At 62.4% G+C, this 20,190-nt stretch carries 16 protein-coding genes and 1 rRNA gene; 2 read left to right on the top strand and 15 right to left on the bottom strand.

The window, feature by feature from the left end; translation table 11 throughout:
- The 11 genes from F8O05_RS10920 to argC all read right to left on the bottom strand — a co-directional run.
- Positions 1-72 (bottom strand): 16S ribosomal RNA (locus F8O05_RS10920); the annotation flags it as partial.
- A gap of 606 nt (positions 73-678) precedes the next feature.
- Complete coding sequence (tyrS, locus tag F8O05_RS10925; protein WP_158052788.1) at positions 679-1,980, bottom strand: tyrosine--tRNA ligase; 1,302 nt, start codon at positions 1,978-1,980, stop codon at positions 679-681.
- A 50-nt stretch (positions 1,981-2,030) separates the two neighbouring features.
- Positions 2,031-3,239 (bottom strand): M20 metallopeptidase family protein, encoded by a 1,209-nt coding sequence (locus tag F8O05_RS10930; protein ID WP_158052789.1) that lies wholly within the window; start codon positions 3,237-3,239, stop codon positions 2,031-2,033.
- A 21-nt stretch (positions 3,240-3,260) separates the two neighbouring features.
- Entirely contained in the window at positions 3,261-4,424 is a 1,164-nt protein-coding gene (locus F8O05_RS10935; RefSeq protein ID WP_225735865.1) for an amidohydrolase family protein, read from the bottom strand.
- Complete coding sequence (locus tag F8O05_RS10940; RefSeq protein ID WP_158052791.1) at positions 4,414-5,712, bottom strand: type I glutamate--ammonia ligase; 1,299 nt, start codon at positions 5,710-5,712, stop codon at positions 4,414-4,416. Before F8O05_RS10940 ends, F8O05_RS10935 begins: the two co-directional genes overlap by 11 nt.
- A gap of 20 nt (positions 5,713-5,732) precedes the next feature.
- A complete protein-coding gene (locus F8O05_RS10945) occupies positions 5,733-7,163 on the bottom strand; it encodes an APC family permease (RefSeq protein ID WP_158052792.1) in 1,431 nt (476 codons plus the stop codon).
- Between the two features lie 134 nt (positions 7,164-7,297).
- Positions 7,298-8,719, bottom strand: a complete 1,422-nt coding sequence (argH, locus tag F8O05_RS10950; RefSeq protein WP_158052793.1) for an argininosuccinate lyase — start codon at positions 8,717-8,719, stop codon at positions 7,298-7,300.
- Between the two features lie 69 nt (positions 8,720-8,788).
- Positions 8,789-9,739, bottom strand: a complete 951-nt coding sequence (argF, locus tag F8O05_RS10955) for an ornithine carbamoyltransferase (RefSeq protein ID WP_158052794.1) — start codon at positions 9,737-9,739, stop codon at positions 8,789-8,791.
- Positions 9,740-9,775: 36 nt separating this feature from the next.
- Positions 9,776-10,684: an acetylglutamate kinase gene (argB, locus tag F8O05_RS10960; protein WP_158052795.1), complete on the bottom strand. Its 909-nt coding sequence runs from the start codon at positions 10,682-10,684 to the stop codon at positions 9,776-9,778.
- 33 nt (positions 10,685-10,717) lie between these two features.
- Positions 10,718-11,881 carry a bifunctional glutamate N-acetyltransferase/amino-acid acetyltransferase ArgJ gene (argJ, locus tag F8O05_RS10965; RefSeq protein ID WP_158052796.1) on the bottom strand — a complete coding sequence of 388 codons (1,164 nt, stop codon included), beginning with the start codon at positions 11,879-11,881 and terminating at the stop codon, positions 10,718-10,720.
- Positions 11,878-12,924 carry an N-acetyl-gamma-glutamyl-phosphate reductase gene (gene argC / locus F8O05_RS10970; protein ID WP_158052797.1) on the bottom strand — a complete coding sequence of 349 codons (1,047 nt, stop codon included), beginning with the start codon at positions 12,922-12,924 and terminating at the stop codon, positions 11,878-11,880. The genes argJ and argC overlap by 4 nt, the downstream gene beginning before the upstream one ends.
- Before the next feature lie 67 nt (positions 12,925-12,991).
- Between argC and F8O05_RS10975 the strand changes: the two genes are divergently transcribed.
- Both F8O05_RS10975 and sufU read left to right on the top strand, forming a co-directional pair.
- Positions 12,992-14,299 (top strand): SufS family cysteine desulfurase, encoded by a 1,308-nt coding sequence (locus tag F8O05_RS10975; RefSeq protein WP_158052798.1) that lies wholly within the window; start codon positions 12,992-12,994, stop codon positions 14,297-14,299.
- Entirely contained in the window at positions 14,296-14,751 is a 456-nt protein-coding gene (sufU, locus tag F8O05_RS10980) for a Fe-S cluster assembly sulfur transfer protein SufU (protein ID WP_158052799.1), read from the top strand. The genes F8O05_RS10975 and sufU overlap by 4 nt, the downstream gene beginning before the upstream one ends.
- Before the next feature lie 83 nt (positions 14,752-14,834).
- Here sufU and pheT read toward each other — a convergent pair whose 3' ends face one another.
- The 4 genes from pheT to F8O05_RS11000 are packed head-to-tail and all read right to left on the bottom strand — an operon-like array spanning position 14,835 to position 20,105.
- Positions 14,835-17,408 carry a phenylalanine--tRNA ligase subunit beta gene (pheT, locus tag F8O05_RS10985; RefSeq protein ID WP_158052800.1) on the bottom strand — a complete coding sequence of 858 codons (2,574 nt, stop codon included), beginning with the start codon at positions 17,406-17,408 and terminating at the stop codon, positions 14,835-14,837.
- A 2-nt stretch (positions 17,409-17,410) separates the two neighbouring features.
- On the bottom strand, positions 17,411-18,463 hold the full coding sequence (pheS, locus tag F8O05_RS10990; protein WP_158052801.1) for a phenylalanine--tRNA ligase subunit alpha: 1,053 nt from the start codon (positions 18,461-18,463) through the stop codon (positions 17,411-17,413).
- Between the two features lie 26 nt (positions 18,464-18,489).
- Positions 18,490-19,461 carry an amino acid ABC transporter permease gene (locus tag F8O05_RS10995; RefSeq protein ID WP_158052802.1) on the bottom strand — a complete coding sequence of 324 codons (972 nt, stop codon included), beginning with the start codon at positions 19,459-19,461 and terminating at the stop codon, positions 18,490-18,492.
- Positions 19,458-20,105, bottom strand: coding sequence for an amino acid ABC transporter permease (locus F8O05_RS11000; RefSeq protein ID WP_158052803.1), 648 nt, complete (start codon positions 20,103-20,105; stop codon positions 19,458-19,460). Before F8O05_RS11000 ends, F8O05_RS10995 begins: the two co-directional genes overlap by 4 nt.
- Positions 20,106-20,190 lie beyond the last annotated feature (85 nt).

Below are 20,190 nucleotides of genomic sequence, written 5' to 3' on the forward strand. Positions count from 1 at the left end.
TCATCGTTCGACTTGCATGTGTTAAGCACGCCGCCAGCGTTCGTCCTGAGCCAGGATCAAACTCTCCGTAAATGAACAACACTGACATGAACACAAAACGCATCCACACCAGCAAAATTCGAAATACACTGACCCCGAAAGATCAGAGTTCAATCAACTGACAAAACAAACCACACACACTCCCGAAAGAGCATGTACTGGCTCTCTTTATCCAAAATAAGGAACCACAAAAGGGTCCAAAATGGCATTAGACAATAAAAGTGCACACTGTTGAGTTCTCAAGGATCGGATGCTTCCGGCGTCCCGACCCGCTAGACTGCGGATCGTTGCTGCGGGAGCAACTTGGTTAGATTACCGAACTTTCTCGGCTTGTCAACTCGGCGTTTCCGCTCCGTTTACCCAGTTCCGGTAGATCGAAACCGTAGGTCTCGAGTCTAGACCCAGCCAACCGGAGTTAGCAAGTGGGCCAGGAATCTCTCAGTTCTAGTTGAACTAGCTTGCGGATTCCGCCGATCTGGTCGCTGCCTTGGGGCCGAACCACTCTGCGGTGTTTCGTGCCTCGCGGCGACAAGAGAAAACATTACGGCAGACCCACCCCCTGCGCAAATCAGGCCCGAAACTCGGGCGTGTCACGCCCCGAATCTCGGGCCTGAGTGGTAGCAAATCTACCGTTGGCGGCTATTTGATTGTTGCGCCGACCAGCGTCTTCTTGCCGCGGCGCAGCACGATGACATTGCCCGGAAGCAGGTCTTCTGCGACAACGGTGCGGTGCTCGTCCTCAACACGAACGTTGTTGAGCGAAACTCCACCCTGCTTGATCGCACGACGCGCCGCGCTAAGTGATTCCACGGCTCGAGTGTCGGTGAGTACCTGCGCAAGTTCCACGCCAACGGCCGCCTCGGTGTTCGGAAGTTCTGCGATCGCCTGCTGGAGCGTTTGTGCATCCAGTCCGAGCAGATCGCCCTGGCCAAAGAGCGCTTCCGAAGCGGCGATCGCATTTTCGGTTGCTTCCTGACCGTGCACCAGCACCGTTACCTCGCGGGCCAACGCACGCTGAGCTTCCCGGCGGAACGGTTCCTCTGCAACCTTGCGTTCGAACTCAGCAATCTTTTCACGACTGAAGAACGTGAAGACCTTGAGACGGCTCACGACATCAGCATCGTCGGTGTTGAGCCAGAACTGGTAGAACGCGTATGGCGAGGTGAGCTCGGCATTAATCCAAATCGCGTTGCCCTCGGACTTACCAAACTTCGTGCCATCGGAGTTAGTAATCAGCGGCGAGCCGAGCGCGTGCACGCTCGCACCCTCCGCGCGACGGATCAGGTCAACTCCCCCGACGAGGTTCCCCCACTGGTCGGAACCTCCGGTCTGCATCTCCAGGCCGTAGCGCTTGTAGAGCTGCAGGAAGTCATAGGCCTGCAGAATCTGGTAGCTAAATTCCGTGTAAGAAATACCGGCATCCGAATTCAGGCGCGCGGCAACCGCATCCTTCTTGAGCATCGCGCCGACGCGGAAGTACTTGCCGATGTCGCGAAGAAAATCGATCGCGGAAAGATCAATCGTCCAGTCAAGGTTATTGACCATCTGGGCAGCGTGCTCACCATCGAAGTCGAGGTAACCCTCGATCTGATCGCGCAACTGGTTCACCCACTCAGCCACAACCTCGCGCGAGTTCAGGGTGCGCTCGGCGGTTGGACGAGGGTCGCCGATGAGACCGGTTGAGCCGCCAACAACACCGATCGGATTGTTGCCAGCCAGCTGCAAACGACGCAGCAGCAATAACTGCACGAGGTGGCCGAGGTGGAGGCTCGGTGCCGTCGGGTCGAATCCGCAGTAATACGTGATCGGGCCCTCGTTCATCCGTGCACGAAGTTCATCCAGGTCGGTCGAAACGTGGATATAGCCGCGCCACTCGAGTTCATCGAGAATGTGGTCGAACGAAGGGTCGTTCTTCTGCCAAGAGAGATCACGTAAAGTCACGTCGATAACAGTACCAATGTTGTGACTACTGGATTGGTACCGCGCTTGCCTCAACGTGCTTCGTGCCGTGATTGTTTGAGCGTCCGTGCACCGGCGAGGTATCCCGCGATATAGGTTCGCGCGACTCGTTCAATCGCATCCTCGTTCGGAAGGAATGTGGGGTCGTGTAACGAGACGCCGTTGCCTTCGACCCCGACAAAGCACATCACGCTGGGCACTGCCTCGCTAAAGAAGGAAAAGTCGTCGGCTCCGAGCGACCGCATCGGCTCGGTGTGTTCGAGACCAAGGTCCTCAAGCACCGCATCCATCGCAGAGACGAGCGGACCGTCGTTGATGAGCGCCGGCTCCCCCTCGGTATGCGTCAGCTCGGCAACACAGCCAAACGCAAGCGCTTGATGCTCGGCAAAGGATGCAATGGTCTCGGCCAGTCGCCGACCTTCAGTCGAAGAGGTGGTCCGGATGGTCGCAAAGATTCGACCTTCTTTCGGCAAGACATTGGATGCGCCCGAACCGACCTGAATCGTTCCCACGCTCACGAGGGCGGGATCCATTGGGTCCGAGTGTCGGCGCAAGGTTTCCGGAATCCCGGTAACAATCTGCGCGACGGCGGTGGCCACATCCGACCCTTGGTGCGGGTATGCCCCGTGGCCACCTCGGCCGGACACGTGAATATCGAGTTCCCCGGCCGCAGCATTGACGAAACCGCTACCGGTGGCCACGCTCCCCACGGGGACTCCCGGATGCACGTGGGCGCCAATCATGTGCGCAATCGCAAATTGTTCGAGCATGCCTTCCTGCACGATGTCGCGTCCGCCCGAGGGATACGCTTCCTCACGCGGCTGCAACACCGGCACGAGGCCGTAGGGCAACTCAAGCTGTTTCGCGGCACGCACCACCGCGGTCAGTGCTGCCAGGTGCACATCGTGACCGCAAGCATGCATCGCGCCGGTCGTCGATGCCCAGGTGACCTCGGTCGCTTCCCGCACCGGCAGCGCATCCAATTCCCCGCGCAGCCCGATCGCTGGTCCCGTTGTCGGCCCGATGCGTCCGATCCCGCCCGTGTCGGCAACCGGAACCATTTCGATGCCCATGGCACGGGTCACTCGCGAGGTGGTGTCCTGTTCTTCGCCACTGACTCGCGGCTCACGGTGAAGTTCTTCGCGGAGTTCTCGAGCACCGTCAAGTTCCTGGGCCAAGGCGGCCAACCACGCAGTGGTGAGCGCTTCTTCTGCCGGTGACTGTACCTGGGTATCGGTCATGGGCTCCCCTACTGTGTCTACCTACTGTGCCTGCCGTACCAACGGGTCAAACCCATAGAGCCGGGCGGCATTCTCGTAACCAATCATGCGAGCCACCCCCAGGCTCTGTTCGCGAGGCCACGCATCCAATTGCGTAAATCGTTCGAGCGCCGCGGTGAGGCCGCGTCGGAACAGCATCGCGCCGAGATAGTAGAGCTCGGACGCACCCCAGGCGTCGCTACTAAACAGGATCTTCCCGAATGGGGCAAGTTCCAGGGACTCTGCGATGACTGCCTCAGAGCGGGAACCGGTGTAATTGACGCCCAGCCCGACATCGAAATAGACGTGCGGGAAAACATCCGCGAGATAGCCAGCTTCACGGTGGAAGGGATAGCAGTGCAGCAGGGTGAACCGGGCACCCGAATCCACGGTCGCGCGAAGTAGGCGGGTGAGCAGCAGCGGATTGCAGCGGTGCAGATCCACATCATCGTCACCGTAGCCAACATGCACCTGGATTACGCAGGCACGATCGATCGCGAGCCAAATCAGCTGGCGGATCATCACCGGGTCATCAAGACGCAGGCTCCCGGAAGTCGCGAGGAGTCGCGCCGCAGACGCTTCGAGCTCGCTCGCTGCGGGTCGCGCATCCTCGAAATCAAAGCCAATGCGGTAGGCCGCAATCGTCTTGACCCCGACAGCTGTCTCGAGCCGTGCATCCAATTCGCGTTCAATTTCGGCGAGCAACTCCGCGCTGCCGGCGTCCGCGCGATCGCGCACACGCTCGATGACCTGTTCGGCAAGTCGTTCTAGGCGGACGATTTCGCAGGAATGGGCGTCAGCAATTTCGGCCATATCTGCAGGGCCGTTGATTCGGCCGGCATCGTGACCGGTTTCGATGCCGTACACCGCGATGTTGGCAGCCCGAAGCAGTCGCTTGTTGACTTCTGCGGCACCGAGTTCGGTGCGGCGAGCCAAATACTCCTCGGGAGTGCAGAACGACGGGAGGTCCAGTAGCGGGGCGCAATTCGCCAGGATCTGGAAACCGACCTGCGAATCGAAGCGTGTGGTCCCCTCGGTCGCGGGACGCGAAGACTCGGAAATGAGCGCCTCGAATTCATCCCGGTCGACGTCCTTGGTGATTACCCCGTGGCAGTGGTGATCAAAGAGCGGCAGGTCGTGTAGATCAATCGTCGAACTAGTAGACACGGGTGTACACCTCGCAGATTTCGGCGGGGGTCTTGTCCCGCAGCTGGGCAATTTCATCGCGCTTGACGGCGAGGAAGGTCTCGACCCAGTTCGGGGCGAGCCACTGACGGAGTGCCGAACTTTGCTCAAGTGCGGTAAGCGCGGTTTCGAGGCTATCCGGCAACTGGGCGAGGTCGCGGTGCGCGCCGTCAAGATCGAGTTCACCGACGATGACTTCGGCGGGTTCAAGATCTTCTTCGATGCCCGCGAGACCCGCTCGGATCAGCAGCCCAAGCAGCAGCCACGGGTTCGCGCCGATGTCGCTGCCGCGGAACTCGAAGTGGAGCTGCTTCGACGGGTCGCGACCGTTGAGTTCATTGGTCGGGCAAATGCGCAGCAGTGCCTCGCGGTTTTGCAGACCGAAGAATGCCCGCGCGGTTGACCAGTTGTGTGGCGCGAGTCGGTCATAGCTGGTCACCAGTGGCGCGAAAATGGCGGTCATTTCGGGTGCGTATTTGACGATGCCGGCGGCGAATTTGCCGCCGAATTCGGAGATCCGACCGGGACGCAAGGGGTCCCAGAGGAGCGGTTCACAAGTTGGGCCGGTGAGCCCCATGTGCACGTGTACGCCGTTGCCGCCGCCACCGGGTTTGACGATCGGTGCGAAGCTCGCGTGCCGTCCGTGTGCCTGGTAGAGGTCGTACACGAGATCGCGAACCAGAATTGCGCGGTCGGCAGCACGCAAAGGGTCGGTCGGCTTCACGGTGATTTCAAATTGCTGCTCGCCGTACTCCGGGAGCCAGTTTTCTGGTTCCAGTCCGGCTTTGTGGAGGAGTGTCACGAGTTCAGAGCCAATCGGCTCGGCGCTGCGGAAGTTTTGCAGCGAGAACGGGTGCGGATTATTGCTCGCGGTCATATCCACAAACTCGTGCTCAAATGCCGCAGTCAGGCGGATGCCGTGCTCGTCGAGATCGTTGATCGCCTGTTTCAGGAATGACCGGGCGCAGGATTCCCACGGCGTGCCATTGGTCTCGATAATGTCGGAAAACACGATGTTCAAGGGCGTACGTCCCGGTACCGCATCCACTCGGAATCGGGAATCGAGGTCGGGCTTGAGCCGCAGATCCCCCGAGGAGCCATACGGGATGCCAGCGACGATGTGGCCGAGCGGGCCAATTCCGAGGTTGGCCGGGACCCATCCCAGGGTGGTGTCATCCTGAAATTCCTCGACTCGCAGCGAGCGGCCTTTGGTTCGTGCGGCAATATCGGTCGTCGCGAGGAAGATCAGTTCATCTGGTTGATCATGCATTATTCAATGTTCTCCGGTTGTCAGTCTTCCACGGTCAGTCGAGTGCCGATGCGCTTTGCCAGCGCTGGTCTACTCAAGACGATAATGAGCCCGATTACACACCATGCCCCCGCGAGCCATGGGAAGTAGGTATACGGTGCCTCTTGCCCGACAACCTGGATCACATAGGTGTAGCCGAGGAATGCCAGCGCCATGATCGGGAAGATGAGTTCCCACTTGGCGATGCCCGAATTCGGGGTAAAGGTGTGGCGAATCACGCCAATTGAGGTCATGCCATAGGCAATCACCATGCACAGCGTACCCATGGTGGCGTACCAGTAGTACGCGTCGACGCTGGTCGCCTGGAACAGTCCGAGCACGAGCGTCATGATCGTGGTGAGCCCCACCGCGACAATGACCGAGTAGGTCGGCACCTGGGTGGATGGGTTGAGTTTCGCGAATGCCTTGGGGCCGAAGCCGTCGCGGGCAAGCGCGAACATCAGCCGCGATGCTGCCGTGCTCGAGCTCAAGAGGGCCCCGAAGGCAACCAGGAACGCGATGATGGAAATCATGACCGCGAACCACGGGCCGATATAGGTGGATGCGAGGGTGGTCAGTGTCGAGGAGGCTCCGGCAAACGCGGCAATACCGGCCTCGTCAGTGCCGAACCCGATGGTCTGCGCGAACATCATGAACACGTAGACGAGGCCGCCGACAATCACGGCGAGTAGCACTGCCCGCGGTACCACCCGTTTCGGATCGCTCGATTCTTCGGCAAGTGAGGTCCCTGATTCAAATCCCGCCCATGACAGGAAGCCGAACACTGCCGCGGTCATAATGGCAGTGATCGGTGCATCCCCCGGCATTAGGGTCGACACGTCAATGCCCGTCGCGACCGGAGCATCCCCCGCCGCGATCTTGACGATGATGACGACCGCGAGCACCAGCATCGCGGCGATGCCAACGAAGCCAATCGCAAGCAGCGTCCGAGCGACGATTGCCGATTCGCGCAGGTTGAGCACCAGCGCCGCGATCCCGACCGCGAGTGCCGGAATCATCCAAAGGCCCGGGGCGAGCACAATCCCCATCTCGCCGAGCATCGCTTCGAAGAACACTGCGCAGGCGCCGACGATACAGGCCGCGAAGAAAATATAGGTGCCCAAGAGCGCGAAACCGCCGAAGAAGCCGGCGCGCGGCCCTAAGGTCGAGCCCGCGAGCGCATAGACCGATCCCGCGTGGGTGATGCGACGGGTGAGTCGCACGAATCCGTAGGCCACAAGCAGTGTGCCGACAAATGCCACCAAGAAGGTAAACGGCACTGATTTACCGACGAGCGCTGCCACGCCGATGCCGTTGAGTGACATGGCCATCACCGGGCCCATAAAACCGATGCCGATGGCGGTGATTTCGAATGTTCCGAGTGGGCGTTTGGTTTTGGGCGCCGCGACCGGTGTCGGGTCTTGGTTACTCAATGGAGTCAGCTTTCGCTCGAGAAGTAGTGAGGTGGCGGCGCGTGTCGCGGGCGCACCGGGGTGGGTACCAATAGGGTCCGCGCGGGAAGCTCTCCCGCGCGGACCCTGTTGTGGTTCACGGTCGTTCCAGGCAGTTAGTTACTGAGTGCTGCCAGGCGCTCGCGCAATTCAGCGAGTTGTTCTCGCACCCGGTTTGGTGCCGTGCCGCCGCGGCCATCGCGAGTGGCAACGGAACCGTCGATGGTGAGTACCTCGCGCACTTCCGGTGTCAGGTGCAAGGAGACGCCAGCGAAATCTTCATCGGTGAGGCCGTCCAAGTCCACGCCCTTTTGTTCGGCGAGTTTGACGCAACCGCCGGAGATTTCATGCGCGTCGCGGAAGGGTACGTGACGTTTGACGAGCCATTCTGCGATGTCGGTTGCCAGTGAGAAGCCCTGCGGGGCAAGTTCGCGCATCCGTTCGCCGTTGAATCGCATCGTGACGATCATGCCGGTAAACGCGGGCAGCAGCACCTCCAGCTGTTCGACCGAGTCGAAGAGCGGTTCCTTGTCTTCCTGGAGGTCGCGGTTGTATGCGAGCGGCAGCGCCTTGAAGGTCGCCAGCAGCCCGGTGAGGTTGCCGAGTAGGCGGCCGGTCTTGCCGCGGGCAAGCTCGGGGATGTCCGGGTTCTTTTTCTGCGGCATGATGCTCGAGCCGGTCGAGTAGGAATCATCGAGGGTGACGAAGTCGAATTCCTTCGTGTTCCAGATGATCACCTCTTCGCTCAGGCGCGAGATGTCCACCGCGATCTGCGCGAGCACGTAGGCGTATTCGGCAACGAGGTCGCGGGCCGCGGTGCCGTCGATCGAGTTCGGTGAGGAAGCCGAGAAGCCGAGATCTTCGGCGACCTGTGTGGCATTCAGCCCGAGGGTTGAGCCCGCGAGCGCGCCGGAACCGTAAGGCGATTCATCGAGTCGACGCAGCAGGTCCCGGATGCGATCAAGGTCGCGTACCAGCGGCCACGCGTGCGCGAGCAGGTGGTGCGCGAGCAGCACCGGCTGCGCGTGCTGCAGGTGGGTACGGCCCGGCATAATCACGTCGAAGTTCTGCTCAGCCTGACCTGCGATGGCGTCCACGAGCGCCCGGATCTGTGCGCTGAGGCTCTTCGCGGTGTCGCGAATGTACATCCGGATGAAGGTAGCGATTTGGTCGTTACGGCTCCGCCCCGCCCGCAGTTTGCCACCGAGTTCGTGACCGGCCAGCTCCATCAGCCCGCGCTCGAGTGCCGAGTGCACATCCTCATCCGCCTCCGCCGCAACGAAACTCCCGTCGGTCACGCGACGTTCGAGTTCGTTGAGCGCACTCACCATGCCGTCGTATTCGGCATCGGTGAGGTAGCCCGCCGAATTGAGTGCGCGGGCGTGTGCGCGGGAACCGGCGAGGTCGTAGTGTGCCAGCTTCCAGTCAAAGTGCGTGGACTTCGAAAGGCGTGCTAGTTCGGGTGAGGGTCCGCCAGCGAACCGACCGCCCCAGAGGGCACCATCTTCGCTCGCGCGGGACTGCTGTGAGTTGGACATTGAACGTGCTCCGTGTCTTCGGGTCAGAAATCTATGGCCTGGTACGGCCGCGAATAGTTGGGGCGCGGCCTAGTTTCGCAGGACGACCGGCTCGTTACGCGACTTGGCGAGCAGCCAGGCGAGCAGGGCCTTCTGCGCGTGCAGGCGGTTTTCAGCTTCGTCGAAAATCACCGACTGCGGGCCGTCGATTACCTCGGCGTCCACCTCGAAACCGCGGTCTGCGGGCAGGCAGTGCAGGAAGATCGCGTCGGGCTTGCCGAGTTTCATGACCTCGGCGGTGACGCGATAACCTTCGAACGCTGCGATGCGCTCCTGTCGTTCGTCCTCGAGGCCCATCGAAACCCAGGTGTCGGTCACGATCACATCGGCGTCCACCGCAAGCTCTGCGATCGAGCTGCCCACTGCGACCGAACCACCGGTCTGCGAGGCAATCGCCGTCGCATCCGCCACCACGTCTTTGCGCGGGAGGTAACCCTCGGGCGAGATCACGACCACGTGCATCCCCGCCATCGCACCCGCGAGGAGGTAGGAGTGGCCCATGTTCGACAGACCGTCGCCGATGAATACCAGCTTGCGGCCCTTGGTCTCGCCCTTGTGCTCGCGAATCGTGAGCAGGTCGGCCAGCAGCTGGCAGGGGTGGAAGTCGTCGCTCAGACCGTTGACGATGGGCACTCGCGCACCGTCGGCCATCTGCTCGAGGCCTTCCTGCGCATAGGTGCGCCAGACCACTGCCGAGACCATTCGCTCGAGCACCCGGGCGGTGTCGCCCGGGGTTTCTTTGCCGCCGAGCTGGCTGGATGCGGTGGTAAAGATCAGCGGGCTGCCGCCAAGTTCCGAGATCCCCACGTGAAAGGAGACGCGTGTACGGGTCGAGCTCTTATCGAAGATCACCGCGACGGTTTGGGGGCCCTCGAGCGGACGCGCAGCGAAGCGGTCCTGCTTCAGGGTTGCCGCGAGATCGAGGATCTCCGACTGTTCTGCTGGGGTTACGTCATCGTCGCGGAGGAAGTGGCGAATCATGCCGTACCTTTCTAGTGATTGAAAAACGAGTGGAACCTAGTCGGTGACTTCGGTGCCGAAGCCGTCTTTGGTGAATATCTCGAGCAGCGTGGAGTGCGGGACACGTCCGTCGATGATCGTTGCGTGCTTGACCCCACCGTCAATTGCTTCGAGGCAGGCCTGCGCCTTCGGAATCATTCCTGATTCCAGGGTGGGCAGCATGCCGCGCAGTTCCTCTGCGGTGATGCTTGCCGCCAGCGAGCTCTTATCCGGCCAATTCCGGTAGAGGCCTTCCACATCGGTCAACATCACGAGCTTCTTCGCCCCGAGTGCGACCGCGAGCGCCGCAGCTGCTCGGTCGGCGTTAATATTCAGTGCCTTCCGCGGCTGGTCGAGGTCGCTGGCGATCGTGGAGACCACGGGGATGCGGCCCGCGGCGATATCCGCCGAGACCACGTTCGGGTTCACCGCGACGATCTCACCAACCAGTCCCAGATCGACCGGGTTCCCCGCCGCATCCGTGGTCTTGCGCTTGGCCTGGAAGAGGCCCGCGTCTTCACCGGAGGTGCCGGTGGCCACGGGGGCAAGATCATTGATGGCCGAAACGAGCTCACGTGCCACCTGGCCGCCGAGCACCATGCGCACGACTTCCATTGCCTCTTCGGAGGTGTAGCGATACCCGGCACGGAATTCCGATTCGATGCCGAGTCGGTCGAGCATCCGCGAAATGTGCGGGCCACCGCCGTGGACGACCACGGGCTTGACCCCGGCGTAGCGCATGAACGCGATGTCGGAGGCGAACGCTTCGATCAGTTCGGGATCGATCATCGCGTTGCCGCCGAATTTCACGACGATGATTTCATCGTGGTATCGCTGCATCCAGGGCAGGGCCTCGATGAGCGTTTCGACTTTCCCCGATGACTGCGCGTAGCGCGGGTCGACCGAAATATCCGATTCGGTTGTCATATTGCCTTTCGGCCTAGTTCGCTAACGCTGGGGTTAGGAGGAGTAGGCGCTGTTCTCGTGCACGTAGTCGTGCGTGAGGTCGTTCGTGAGGATGGTCGCGGTGGCGTCGCCCGCATGCAGGTCGATGAGCACCTCCGTGGCGCGCGGCGAGAGGTCAACGCTATCGACGGGCGCGTGCGGGGTCCCGGCCTTGCAGACCATGACCCCGTTCATCGACACGTCGATGGCCTGCGGGTCAAACTGCGCGTCGGTGGTACCGATCGCGGCGAGCACGCGGCCCCAGTTCGGGTCATTGCCGAAGATTGCCGCTTTGAAGAGGTTCGAGCGGCTCACCGCACGCGACACGTCCACCGCTTCCTGCTCGGTGGCAGCACCCGTGGTGATGATCGTGATGTCGTGGCTCGCACCCTCGGCATCCTGCTGCAGCATTTTCGCGAGGTCATCGCAGACCTCGGTCAGCAGTCGAGTAAATTCCTCGGTCTCGGGAGTGACGCCGGAGGCACCGGAGGCTAGCAGCGCCACGGTGTCGTTGGTCGACATGCAGCCATCCGAGTCCACGCGGTCAAAGGTGACCCGCGTTGCCTGACGCAGTGCCGCATCAAGCTGGTTCGATTCGAGGTCGGCATCGGTGGTGATCACCACGAGCATGGTCGCAAGACCCGGGGCGAGCATCCCCGCACCCTTGGCCATGCCACCGATCGTGTAACCGGAGCCCTCGCGGGTCGAGACTTTCTGCACGGTGTCGGTGGTGAGGATGCCGTCGGCGGCATTGCTGCCGGCCTGCGCATCCGCGGCGAGGGCGGGATAGGCGGCGTCAATGCCAGCGAGGAGTTTGTCGCGCCAGCCCTGGTCGCCCATGCCGATGAGACCGGTCGAACAGACTATGACATCCCCCGCAGCGATGCCGAGGTGCTGTGCGGCGCGTTCGGCGGTCAGGCGGGTCGTTTCGGCACCAAATTCACCGGTGAAGCAGTTTGCACCACCGGAATTGAGCGCGATTGCCGAGACCGTACCGTCGGCCACGACCTTGCGTGACCAGGTCACCGGGTGCGCCTCGCAGCGGTTTTCGGTGAACACGGCCGCGGCTGCTGCCGAGGGGCCGTCGTTGACCACGAGCACGACGTCGAGGCCGCCGCTGTTTTTCAGGCCGGCTTCGACGCCGGCTGCTCGAAATCCTTTGGGGGCGGTTACGGTCACGGGGCAACTCCATTGATCGGCAGGCTGTGGGCTTCTTCGATACCGAGGGCGATATTGGCCGACTGAATTGCCGCGCCCGCGGTGCCCTTCCCAAGATTGTCGAGTGCACTGATGACAATCAAGCGTCCGGCGCGCTCATCAATGCCAAATCCGATCTGGGTGCGGTTTGAGCCGTTCACATCCGCGGTGCGCGGGTAGGCGCCGTCATCCATGAGTTCGATGAAGGTCTCATCGCCGTAGGCCTCTTCATAGACCTCGCGCACGCGGGCGAGATCCACACCCTCGGTGATGCTCGCCGTGCAGGTCGCGAGAATACCGCGTGCCGTGGGCACGAGCACCGGGGTGAAGCTGAGGCGCACATCCTGACCGGATGCATTGCGCAGGTTCTGGCGGATCTCCGGATTGTGCCGGTGGCCACCGTAGGCGTTATAGGGGGCGGCGTTCCCGATCAGCTCGCTCGCGAGCATCGACACCGAGGCCTTCTTGCCAGCGCCCGAGGGGCCAACGGCGAGCACCGTGGAGATATCTTCATTGCCGATCAGTCCCGCCCGGATGGCCGGTGCGAGCGCGAGCGTCACCGCGGTGACATTGCAGCCCGGGACAGCAATGCGACGGGCGTCGATGAGATTGCGGCGCTGCTTGCTGCCGTCCTGGAGCAGGAGTTCGGGCATCCCGTAGGTCCAGCTGCCGGCCCACTCGCCCGGGTAGTAGTCGGTCCAGTCCTGTTCCCGCTCGAGGCGGTGATCCGCAGCGGCGTCAACCGCGAGCGTGCCCTCTGGTAGTTCCGCTGTGAGTGCGCCAGATTTGCCGTGTGGCAGCGCCAGGAACACTACATCGTGGCCCGCGAGCGCCTCCGGTGTGGTTTTGTCGAGGACGAGATCCCCATAACTCGCGAGATGCGGGTGTACCGTTCGAAGTCGCTCACCGGCCTGCGAGTGAGCGGTGACCGTGCGGACCTCAAACTCGGGGTGCGTAGCGAGCAGGCGGAGGAGTTCTCCCCCGCCGTAGCCCGACGCACCCGCAACTGCTACAGAAAACGTCATACCCACCATCCTACGCCCGGCGCGAAGTCGTACCCTTATTGAGTACCGCTCTACGCATAGGAACCCCTTGACTGATACGCAATCATCGCTTTCATCCCCCGCTCTCACCGATGCTCGTGCGCTCGAACTGCGCGCCGACTTCCCCATTTTGAGTCAGCAGGTGCATGGCAAACCCCTGGCTTATCTTGACTTCGGGGCCACCGCGCAGCGCCCGCAGGCGGTGCTTGATGCCGAGCTGGAGTTCCTCACCCGCCACAACTCTGCCGTGCACCGCGGCGCCCACGAACTCGCGGCTCTCGCCACGGGTGACTTCGAGGAGGCCCGCGAGGTTGTGGCCGAGTTTGTCGGTGCCGACTTCGACGAAATCGCCTGGCAGGCTGGCGCGACGGATGCACTCAATACCGTCGCGAACGGCATTGCCGCGGCCTCGCGCGGTCGCGGTGGGGCTGCATCCGCGCCGCTGCGCCTGGGTGCCGGGGACGAGATCCTCATCACCGAGGCCGAGCACCACGCGAACCTCGTGCCCTGGCAGGAGCTCGCACTCGCCACGGGTGCGACATTGCGCTACGTGCCGGTCAATGACCGCGGCACCTGGACCATTGATGATCTGCGCCCGCTCGTGACCGACCGCACCCGCGTGATCGCGTTCGCGCACGTCTCGAATGTCACGGGTTTGATTGCCCCGGTTGCCGAGATCGTCGAACTTGCCGCATCGGTTGGGGCAATCACGGTCCTCGACGCCTGCCAGTCGGTGCCGCACCGTCCGGTGAACTTCCACGAGCTCGGCGTCGACTTCGCCGCGTTCTCGGGCCACAAGATGGCCGGACCGAACGGGATCGGCGTACTCTACGGCCGCCGCGAGCGCCTCGAGCAGTTGCCACCTGCCCGCACCGGCGGTTCGATGATCGAAATCGTGACGATGGCAGAGACCACGTTCATGGCTCCGCCCACGCGTTTCGAGGCGGGTACGCAGCCGGTTTCGCAGGCGGTCGCCTTGGCTGCGGCCTGCCGCTACCTTTCGGCCATCGGGATGGATGCGATTCGCGATCACGAGGAGGCCCTCGGTGCTCGCATGGTTGCGGAACTCAATGCGATCGAGGGCATCACGGTAATCGGTAATGACGCTTCCGTACCACGGTCAGGGCTGGCAGCCTTTATCGTCGACGGTGTCCACGCCCACGATGTCTCGCAGTACCTGGATGCGGCGAGCATCGCCGTTCGTGCCGGTCACCACTGCGCCCAGCCGCTGCACCGCCGCCTTGGCGTCACCGCCTCGACCCGCGCATCCAGCTACTTGACCACCACCAATGCGGAGATCGATGCGCTGCTCGAAGCCGTGAGCGGAATCCGTAGCTACTTTGGAGCCGACCGATGAGCGCGCTGGACGGCCTTTACCAGGACATCATTCTCGACCAGGCGCGCCAACGCGTCGGCGAGGGCGAGATTGATCCCTTTGATGCCGAACACTTTGAGAAGAACCCGTCCTGCGGTGACGAGATTCGTCTGCGGGTGCGCCTCAACGGCGACACAATCGAAGACATCGGATGGGTCGGTGACGGCTGCTCGATTTCGATGGCCTCCGCCTCGATTTTGGTCACCCAGTTGGTCGGCCACTCGGTGGCGGATGCGCGGCTCGGTATCGACACGATGCGCACGATACTGCGCTCCCGCGGCAAGCTTGAAATCGACCCCGACTCGGTTGAGGGTGAGCTCATCGGCGACGCCATCGCGCTCGAGGGCGTCGGCAAATACGTGATGCGCGTCAAGTGCGCAATGCTCGGCTGGGTGGCCCTCGAAGCCGCGCTGCGAGAGGCCCACGCGGAATAAGTCGCCAACGGCAAAGCGCCGGGTGCATCCAGTGGATGCACCCGGCGCTTTACTGTTACACGTTGCTTGGTTCCGACCAGCGACTATGCGCGAATCGTGGCGCCGAAGAGCTCGGCGGCGCGGGCGGCGCCGGCTTCCTTGGCCTCGGTGGCCTCGGCAGCGGTGAGCGTGCGGTCGGTGGCGCGGAAGCGAAGCGCGAAGGTGAGCGACTTCTGGTCATCCTCGAGGCCACGGCCGCGGTAGTCGTCCACAAGGTGGATGGCTTCAAGCAGCTCACCCGCACCAGTTTGCACTGCTGCCAGCACGTCACCTGCGGGCACCGACTGCGGCACCACCAGTGAGAGGTCCTGTGTCGCGGCCGGGAAACCGACGATCGTGCCGGCCGAAACGTGACGCTCCGACTTCTCAATGATGAGGTCCACGTTCACCTCAACGGCAGCGACCACCCGCGGGAGGTCGCGTTCTTCGGTTACCGCGGGGTGGAGTTCACCGGCGAAGCCAACCGAAGTCTCGTTGCCTTCCGGATCCACGATGTACACCTCGGCACAGCGTCCCGGATGGAAGGCCTGGTGCGAGCCCTGACGCACCCGCAGGTCCGCGGCGGTGGCAAGTCCGATCCGGCCCACCAGCTCGATTGCATCCTGCCAGCCATAGGGCTGCGCGGCGACGCCGAGCTGCTTCGGGGTGCGGTCACCAATCAGTAGCGCGCCGAGGAAGTAAGGCTGCGCGGGAATGCCCGCGTTGAGCTCCGCGAGCGTTTCATCCGATGGACGCTGCGCGAGCGGCGGCAGCTCGGCCACACCGTACTCCACACCCGGTTCGGGCAGGAACACGCGACCGATTTCGAAGACCGCGAGGTCCGTCATACCGCGCGACTCATTGCGGTGTGCCACACCGACGAGCCCCGGAAGCATGCTGCGGCGCAGCCACGCAGCCTTCGCATCCAGCGCGTTTTCGAGCTTGACCTGCGCAACCTCCGAGCCATCCGACGACGAGAACAGCGCGTTTTCGGTCTCCGAGAGGAACGGGTAGCTCAGCACCTCCACGTGACCGGTCGCCGCGAGCACATCGCTGAGCTGTCGCTGCAGGGTCTGTGCGCGGGTGAAGCCGTGGCCCTCGGGCGACTGCGGCAGGATCGAGGGGATGCGGTCAAAGCCCTGTAGGCGACCGACTTCCTCCACGAGGGTGACATCGCTTGTGAGGTCGGGACGCCAGGTCGGCGGGACCACTTCGAGCACCTCGGCGTTGCGGTCGCCACGAATTTCGCAGCCGACGGCTTCGAGGGATTCGAGCACTTCCTCACGCGTGTAGTCGATACCCATGAGCTGCGCCGGGAAGCCGATCGGCAGCGAGACCGGCTCGCGTTCGGTGATTTCGCCAACGATGCTGCCCACCGGTTGGAGTGTGCCGCCAGCGAGTGATACGAGCAGCTCCGCAACGCGAGCGCCGGCAGGCACTGTGACGGCCGGGTCGACGCCGCGGTCGAAGCGGCGCGAGGCTTCCGAAGGTAGCTTGTGGCGACGCGCGGTGCGTGCAATCGAAATTGGCGAGAAGTTCGCGGCTTCGATGAACACGTTCGTGGTGGTGTCCGAAAGCTCGGTCTCCATGCCACCCATCACGCCCGCAAGGCCGATCGGGCCGCGGTCGTCGGTGATCAGGATGTCCTCGTCGGAGAGCGTTCGCTCATTACCGTCGAGAGTGGTGAGTTTCTCCCCCACCTTCGCACGGCGCACGTGAATGCCGCCCTGCAGCGCGTCGAGGTCGTAGCCGTGGATGGGCTGGCCGAGCTCGAGCATCACAAAGTTCGTGATGTCGATCAGCAGACCCAGCGAACGAATCCCTGCCAGACGCAAGTGCTGCGCCATCCAGGCCGGAGTCGGCCGGGACGGATCCATGCCGGTGACCACGAAGCCCGAAAACATCTCGCTGATCTTCTGGCCCCGGACCGCCGGCTCGTCGGCAATCGTGATCGGTACGCGGACCTCGGCGGGGTTGGATGCAATCCCCTGCTCGATGATTTCGGCAAGCTCCGGCCGCAGGGCCGGGTCGCGGAAGGCAGCGCCGGTCGCGTGCGAGTATTCGCGGGCGAGCCCGCGCATCGACATCGCGTAGCCGCGGTCGGGGGTAACGTTCACCTCAACAGCGACGTCGTTCAGGCCCAGGAGCGGAAGCGCCGGGGTGCCGGGCTCCGCGCTGATGCCGCGTTCACCGAGCACGATAATGCCCGCGTGATCATCCCCGAGGCCGAGTTCGCGCTCGGAAGCGATCATGCCGTCCGAGACATGACCGTAAGTCTTGCGAGCAGAGATGTGGAAGTCACCGGGCAACTCCGCGCCGGGGAGTGCGACGACCACGAAATCGCCCGCGTCAAAGTTGTGGGCACCGCAGACAATGCCGCGTACATCCTCGCCGCCGTCAGCCGCCTGTTGACCGGCCGGTGCCACACGCACCTGGCACCAGTTGATCGTCTTGCCGTTCGACTGCGGTTCGGGCGTGCGCTCGAGTACCTCACCAACCACGATTGGGCCGGTCACGCCGGCGGCGTGAATGTCCTCGTCTTCCAGACCGATGCGCACGAATGCATCGAGTACCTCGCGCGGGTCTGCAGTCTCCGGTACGTCAACGTACTCGCGGAGCCAAGAAATTGGGGCACGCATCCCTAAATCACCATTCCAAACTGTTCGCTGAATCGAACATCGCCCTCGACGATGTCGTGCATGTCGGTGAGCTCGTTTCGGAACATAAGCGTCCGCTCGATACCCATACCGAATGCGAAACCCTGGTACTCCTCGGGGTCGAGGCCAGCCGCCTTGAGCAGGTTCGGGTGCACCATGCCGCAACCGCCCCACTCGATCCAACGCGGGCCGCCCTTCGCGAGCGGATGCCAGATGTCCATCTCGGCGCTCGGCTCGGTGAACGGGAAGAAGTTATTGCGCAGTCGAATCTTTGCTTCTTCACCGAACATGGCCTTCGCGAAGTGTTCGAGCGTACCGCGCAGGTGGGCCATCGTGAGGTTCTTGTCGATGGCAAGGCCCTCGAACTGCATGAAGACCGGCGTGTGGGTCGCATCCAATTCATCGGTGCGGAAGGTGCGTCCCGGCGCGAGGATGTAGAGTGGTGCGCCGCGTTCGATCATCGAACGCATCTGCAGCGGCGAGGTGTGCGTACGCAGCAGCAGGTGACGGTCCACGGGCTCGACGAAGAACGTGTCTTGCATTTCGCGAGCCGGGTGATCCGGATCAAAGTTCAGGGCGTCGAAGTTGTACCACTCACTCTCGAGCTCGGGACCGTCAACTACGTCCCAGCCCATGCCCACGAAAATGTCACTCACGCGGTCACGCAGCATGGTCAGCGGGTGACGGGCACCGAGCCGCTCGCGCGTCGGCGCGGCCGTGACGTCCACGGTCTCCGCTTCGAGACGGGCCGCCTCTTCCGCGGCAGCGAGTTCTTCTTCGCGCGCTGTAAACGCCTGATTGATTTCACCGCGAGCGCTGCCGACGAGTTTGCCGGCTTCTTTCTTCAGTTCCTTCGGAACCTCTCGCATTTTGGCGTTCAGTTTGGCAATCGGCGAGCCTTCGCCGACATGCTGCGATCGCACCTGCTTCAACGCTTGTGCGTCGGGAGCCTGTGCGATCGCTTCGAGGGCGGCACTCACGGCGACAGATACAGCCTCCGGAGTGATCGGATTTTCAGTCGAATTGGTTGCAGACACGAGCACCAAGTCTAGTCACTTGGCGGCTACGGCGCGTTGTCCTCTTGCACACGTCCGGTGAGCCCTTCCGGTCGCCCGATGGAGAGTAAGGATGTGTCGGTGCCGAGTTGTCCAGGCGGTGGGGTCGGGGCCTGCCCCTTCTTTCGATTGCCTTTCCGAGTTGCGCCCACGGCTTGGTTACCCGACCGGCGGGCAAGCCATCGCGCAAAGGTACTCAGGGAGAAATTCACGATCAGGTAAATCACCAGTGTGAGGAAGAACAGCGTAAATGAGTACCGACCGGAACCGTAGTAGTCCTTGAGCTGGTACGAGACCCGCAGTAGTTCGGGGTACGCGACGATATAGGCGAGCGAGGTGTCCTTCAGCAGCACAACGAGTTGCGCAACGATGATGGGCAGCATCTGTCGAAACGCCTGCGGGAATTCGATCAAGAAGCGGGTTTGCATGCCGGTAAAACCAAGCGAAGCTGCCGCTTCCGACTGTCCTCGTGGCAAGGAAGCGATACCGGATCGCAACGCCTCACCGATGATTGCACCGTTATAAATTGCGAGCGCCCAGACCACTGCCCAATAGTCGCCGACTTTCAGCCCGAGCAGGATGAACAGCATCATCAGCAGCACCGGCATGCCACGGAAGAACTCGAGCAGGATCGTGGACGGTACGCGAATAAGCGGGTTCTTTGCCATTCGCCCGAGTGCGAAGAGCACCCCGATAATGATCGCCAAGACGGCCGCTAAACCGGCGGCTCGGAGGGTACCGAGCACCAGACCGCGCCAGAGCAGGCCGCGCCAGAGTTCGGGCTCAAGCGCAATGTCCCAGCGGGACGGTGCCCACAGGCCTTCGAGAGTCGCCCCGCCGGCGGTTTCGCGTGGTTGTCCCAAGGCAAAGATGAACCAGCCGAGCAGGATTACCACGATTGCTGTCGAAAGCACCGAAATCAGCCGCGACCGCGCTCTTGTCTTCGGGCCTGGCGCGTCGTAGAGAACTGAAGCACTCATCGGAGCACCGCCACCTTTCGCTCGATATAGCTCGCAAGAATCCCCAACGGTATGGTGATCACGAGGTAGAACAGTGCGATACCGAAGAGAATCCCAATCACCTCGTTACCGTGTCGATTGGCGAGCGTCTTGGAGACCGCGACAAGTTCGACGACCAAGAAGCCCGAGGCAACGGATGTGTTCTTCGCGAGAGCGATGATCACATTGATCAGCGGTGGCACGACCATGCGCATGGCCTGCGGCATGATGATCATCGAAACGGTTTGACCAAAGTTGAAGCCGAGTGATCGGGCGGCCTCTGCCTGCCCGAGCGGCACGCCGTTAATTCCTGATCGCAGCGCTTCGGCAATGAATGGTGAGGTATAGACCGAAAGCGCGATGAACGCACCAATACGTGAGTTCACACCGAGATCGAGTACCGGTAGCACCACGATGATCAGGAAGAACACCAGGGTCAACGGCGTATTTCGAACGAGCTCGGTATACGCCGTTGCCATGGCGCGAAGCGCAGGCACCGGAGAAATCCGCAGAAACGCGATGACCACACCGATAATTGCCGCACCGACGGCACCCACCGCCAGCAGCTGCAAGGTCATCAGGAAGCCATTGAGCACCAGGCTGAAGTTTTCAAAGATCGCAGTCATTGCGTCCCACTTCTTGGAGAAAGGCTATTGAGAGGGTGGCGCCGAGCAGTTGCCCGGCGCCACATACGCGAGGTGAAACTCGCTC

It is taken from the genome of Gulosibacter chungangensis (assembly GCF_008831155.1).
GTDB classification, from domain to species: Bacteria; Actinomycetota; Actinomycetes; order Actinomycetales; family Microbacteriaceae; genus Gulosibacter; species Gulosibacter chungangensis.

Excerpts from the sequence above, each read along its gene's own strand:
- F8O05_RS10995 (WP_158052802.1), bottom strand. The coding sequence starts at position 19,461 with ATGAGTGCTTCAGTTCTCTACGACGCGCCAGGCCCGAAGACAAGAGCG.
- F8O05_RS11000 (WP_158052803.1), bottom strand. The coding sequence starts at position 20,105 with ATGACTGCGATCTTTGAAAACTTCAGCCTGGTGCTCAATGGCTTCCTG.
- argH (WP_158052793.1), bottom strand. The coding sequence starts at position 8,719 with ATGTCCAACTCACAGCAGTCCCGCGCGAGCGAAGATGGTGCCCTCTGG.
- F8O05_RS10940 (WP_158052791.1), bottom strand. The coding sequence starts at position 5,712 with ATGCATGATCAACCAGATGAACTGATCTTCCTCGCGACGACCGATATT.
- argB (WP_158052795.1), bottom strand. The coding sequence starts at position 10,684 with ATGACAACCGAATCGGATATTTCGGTCGACCCGCGCTACGCGCAGTCA.
- argF (WP_158052794.1), bottom strand. The coding sequence starts at position 9,739 with ATGATTCGCCACTTCCTCCGCGACGATGACGTAACCCCAGCAGAACAG.
- F8O05_RS10930 (WP_158052789.1), bottom strand. The coding sequence starts at position 3,239 with ATGACCGATACCCAGGTACAGTCACCGGCAGAAGAAGCGCTCACCACT.
- sufU (WP_158052799.1), top strand. The coding sequence starts at position 14,296 with ATGAGCGCGCTGGACGGCCTTTACCAGGACATCATTCTCGACCAGGCG.
- argC (WP_158052797.1), bottom strand. The coding sequence starts at position 12,924 with ATGACGTTTTCTGTAGCAGTTGCGGGTGCGTCGGGCTACGGCGGGGGA.
- pheT (WP_158052800.1), bottom strand. The coding sequence starts at position 17,408 with ATGCGTGCCCCAATTTCTTGGCTCCGCGAGTACGTTGACGTACCGGAG.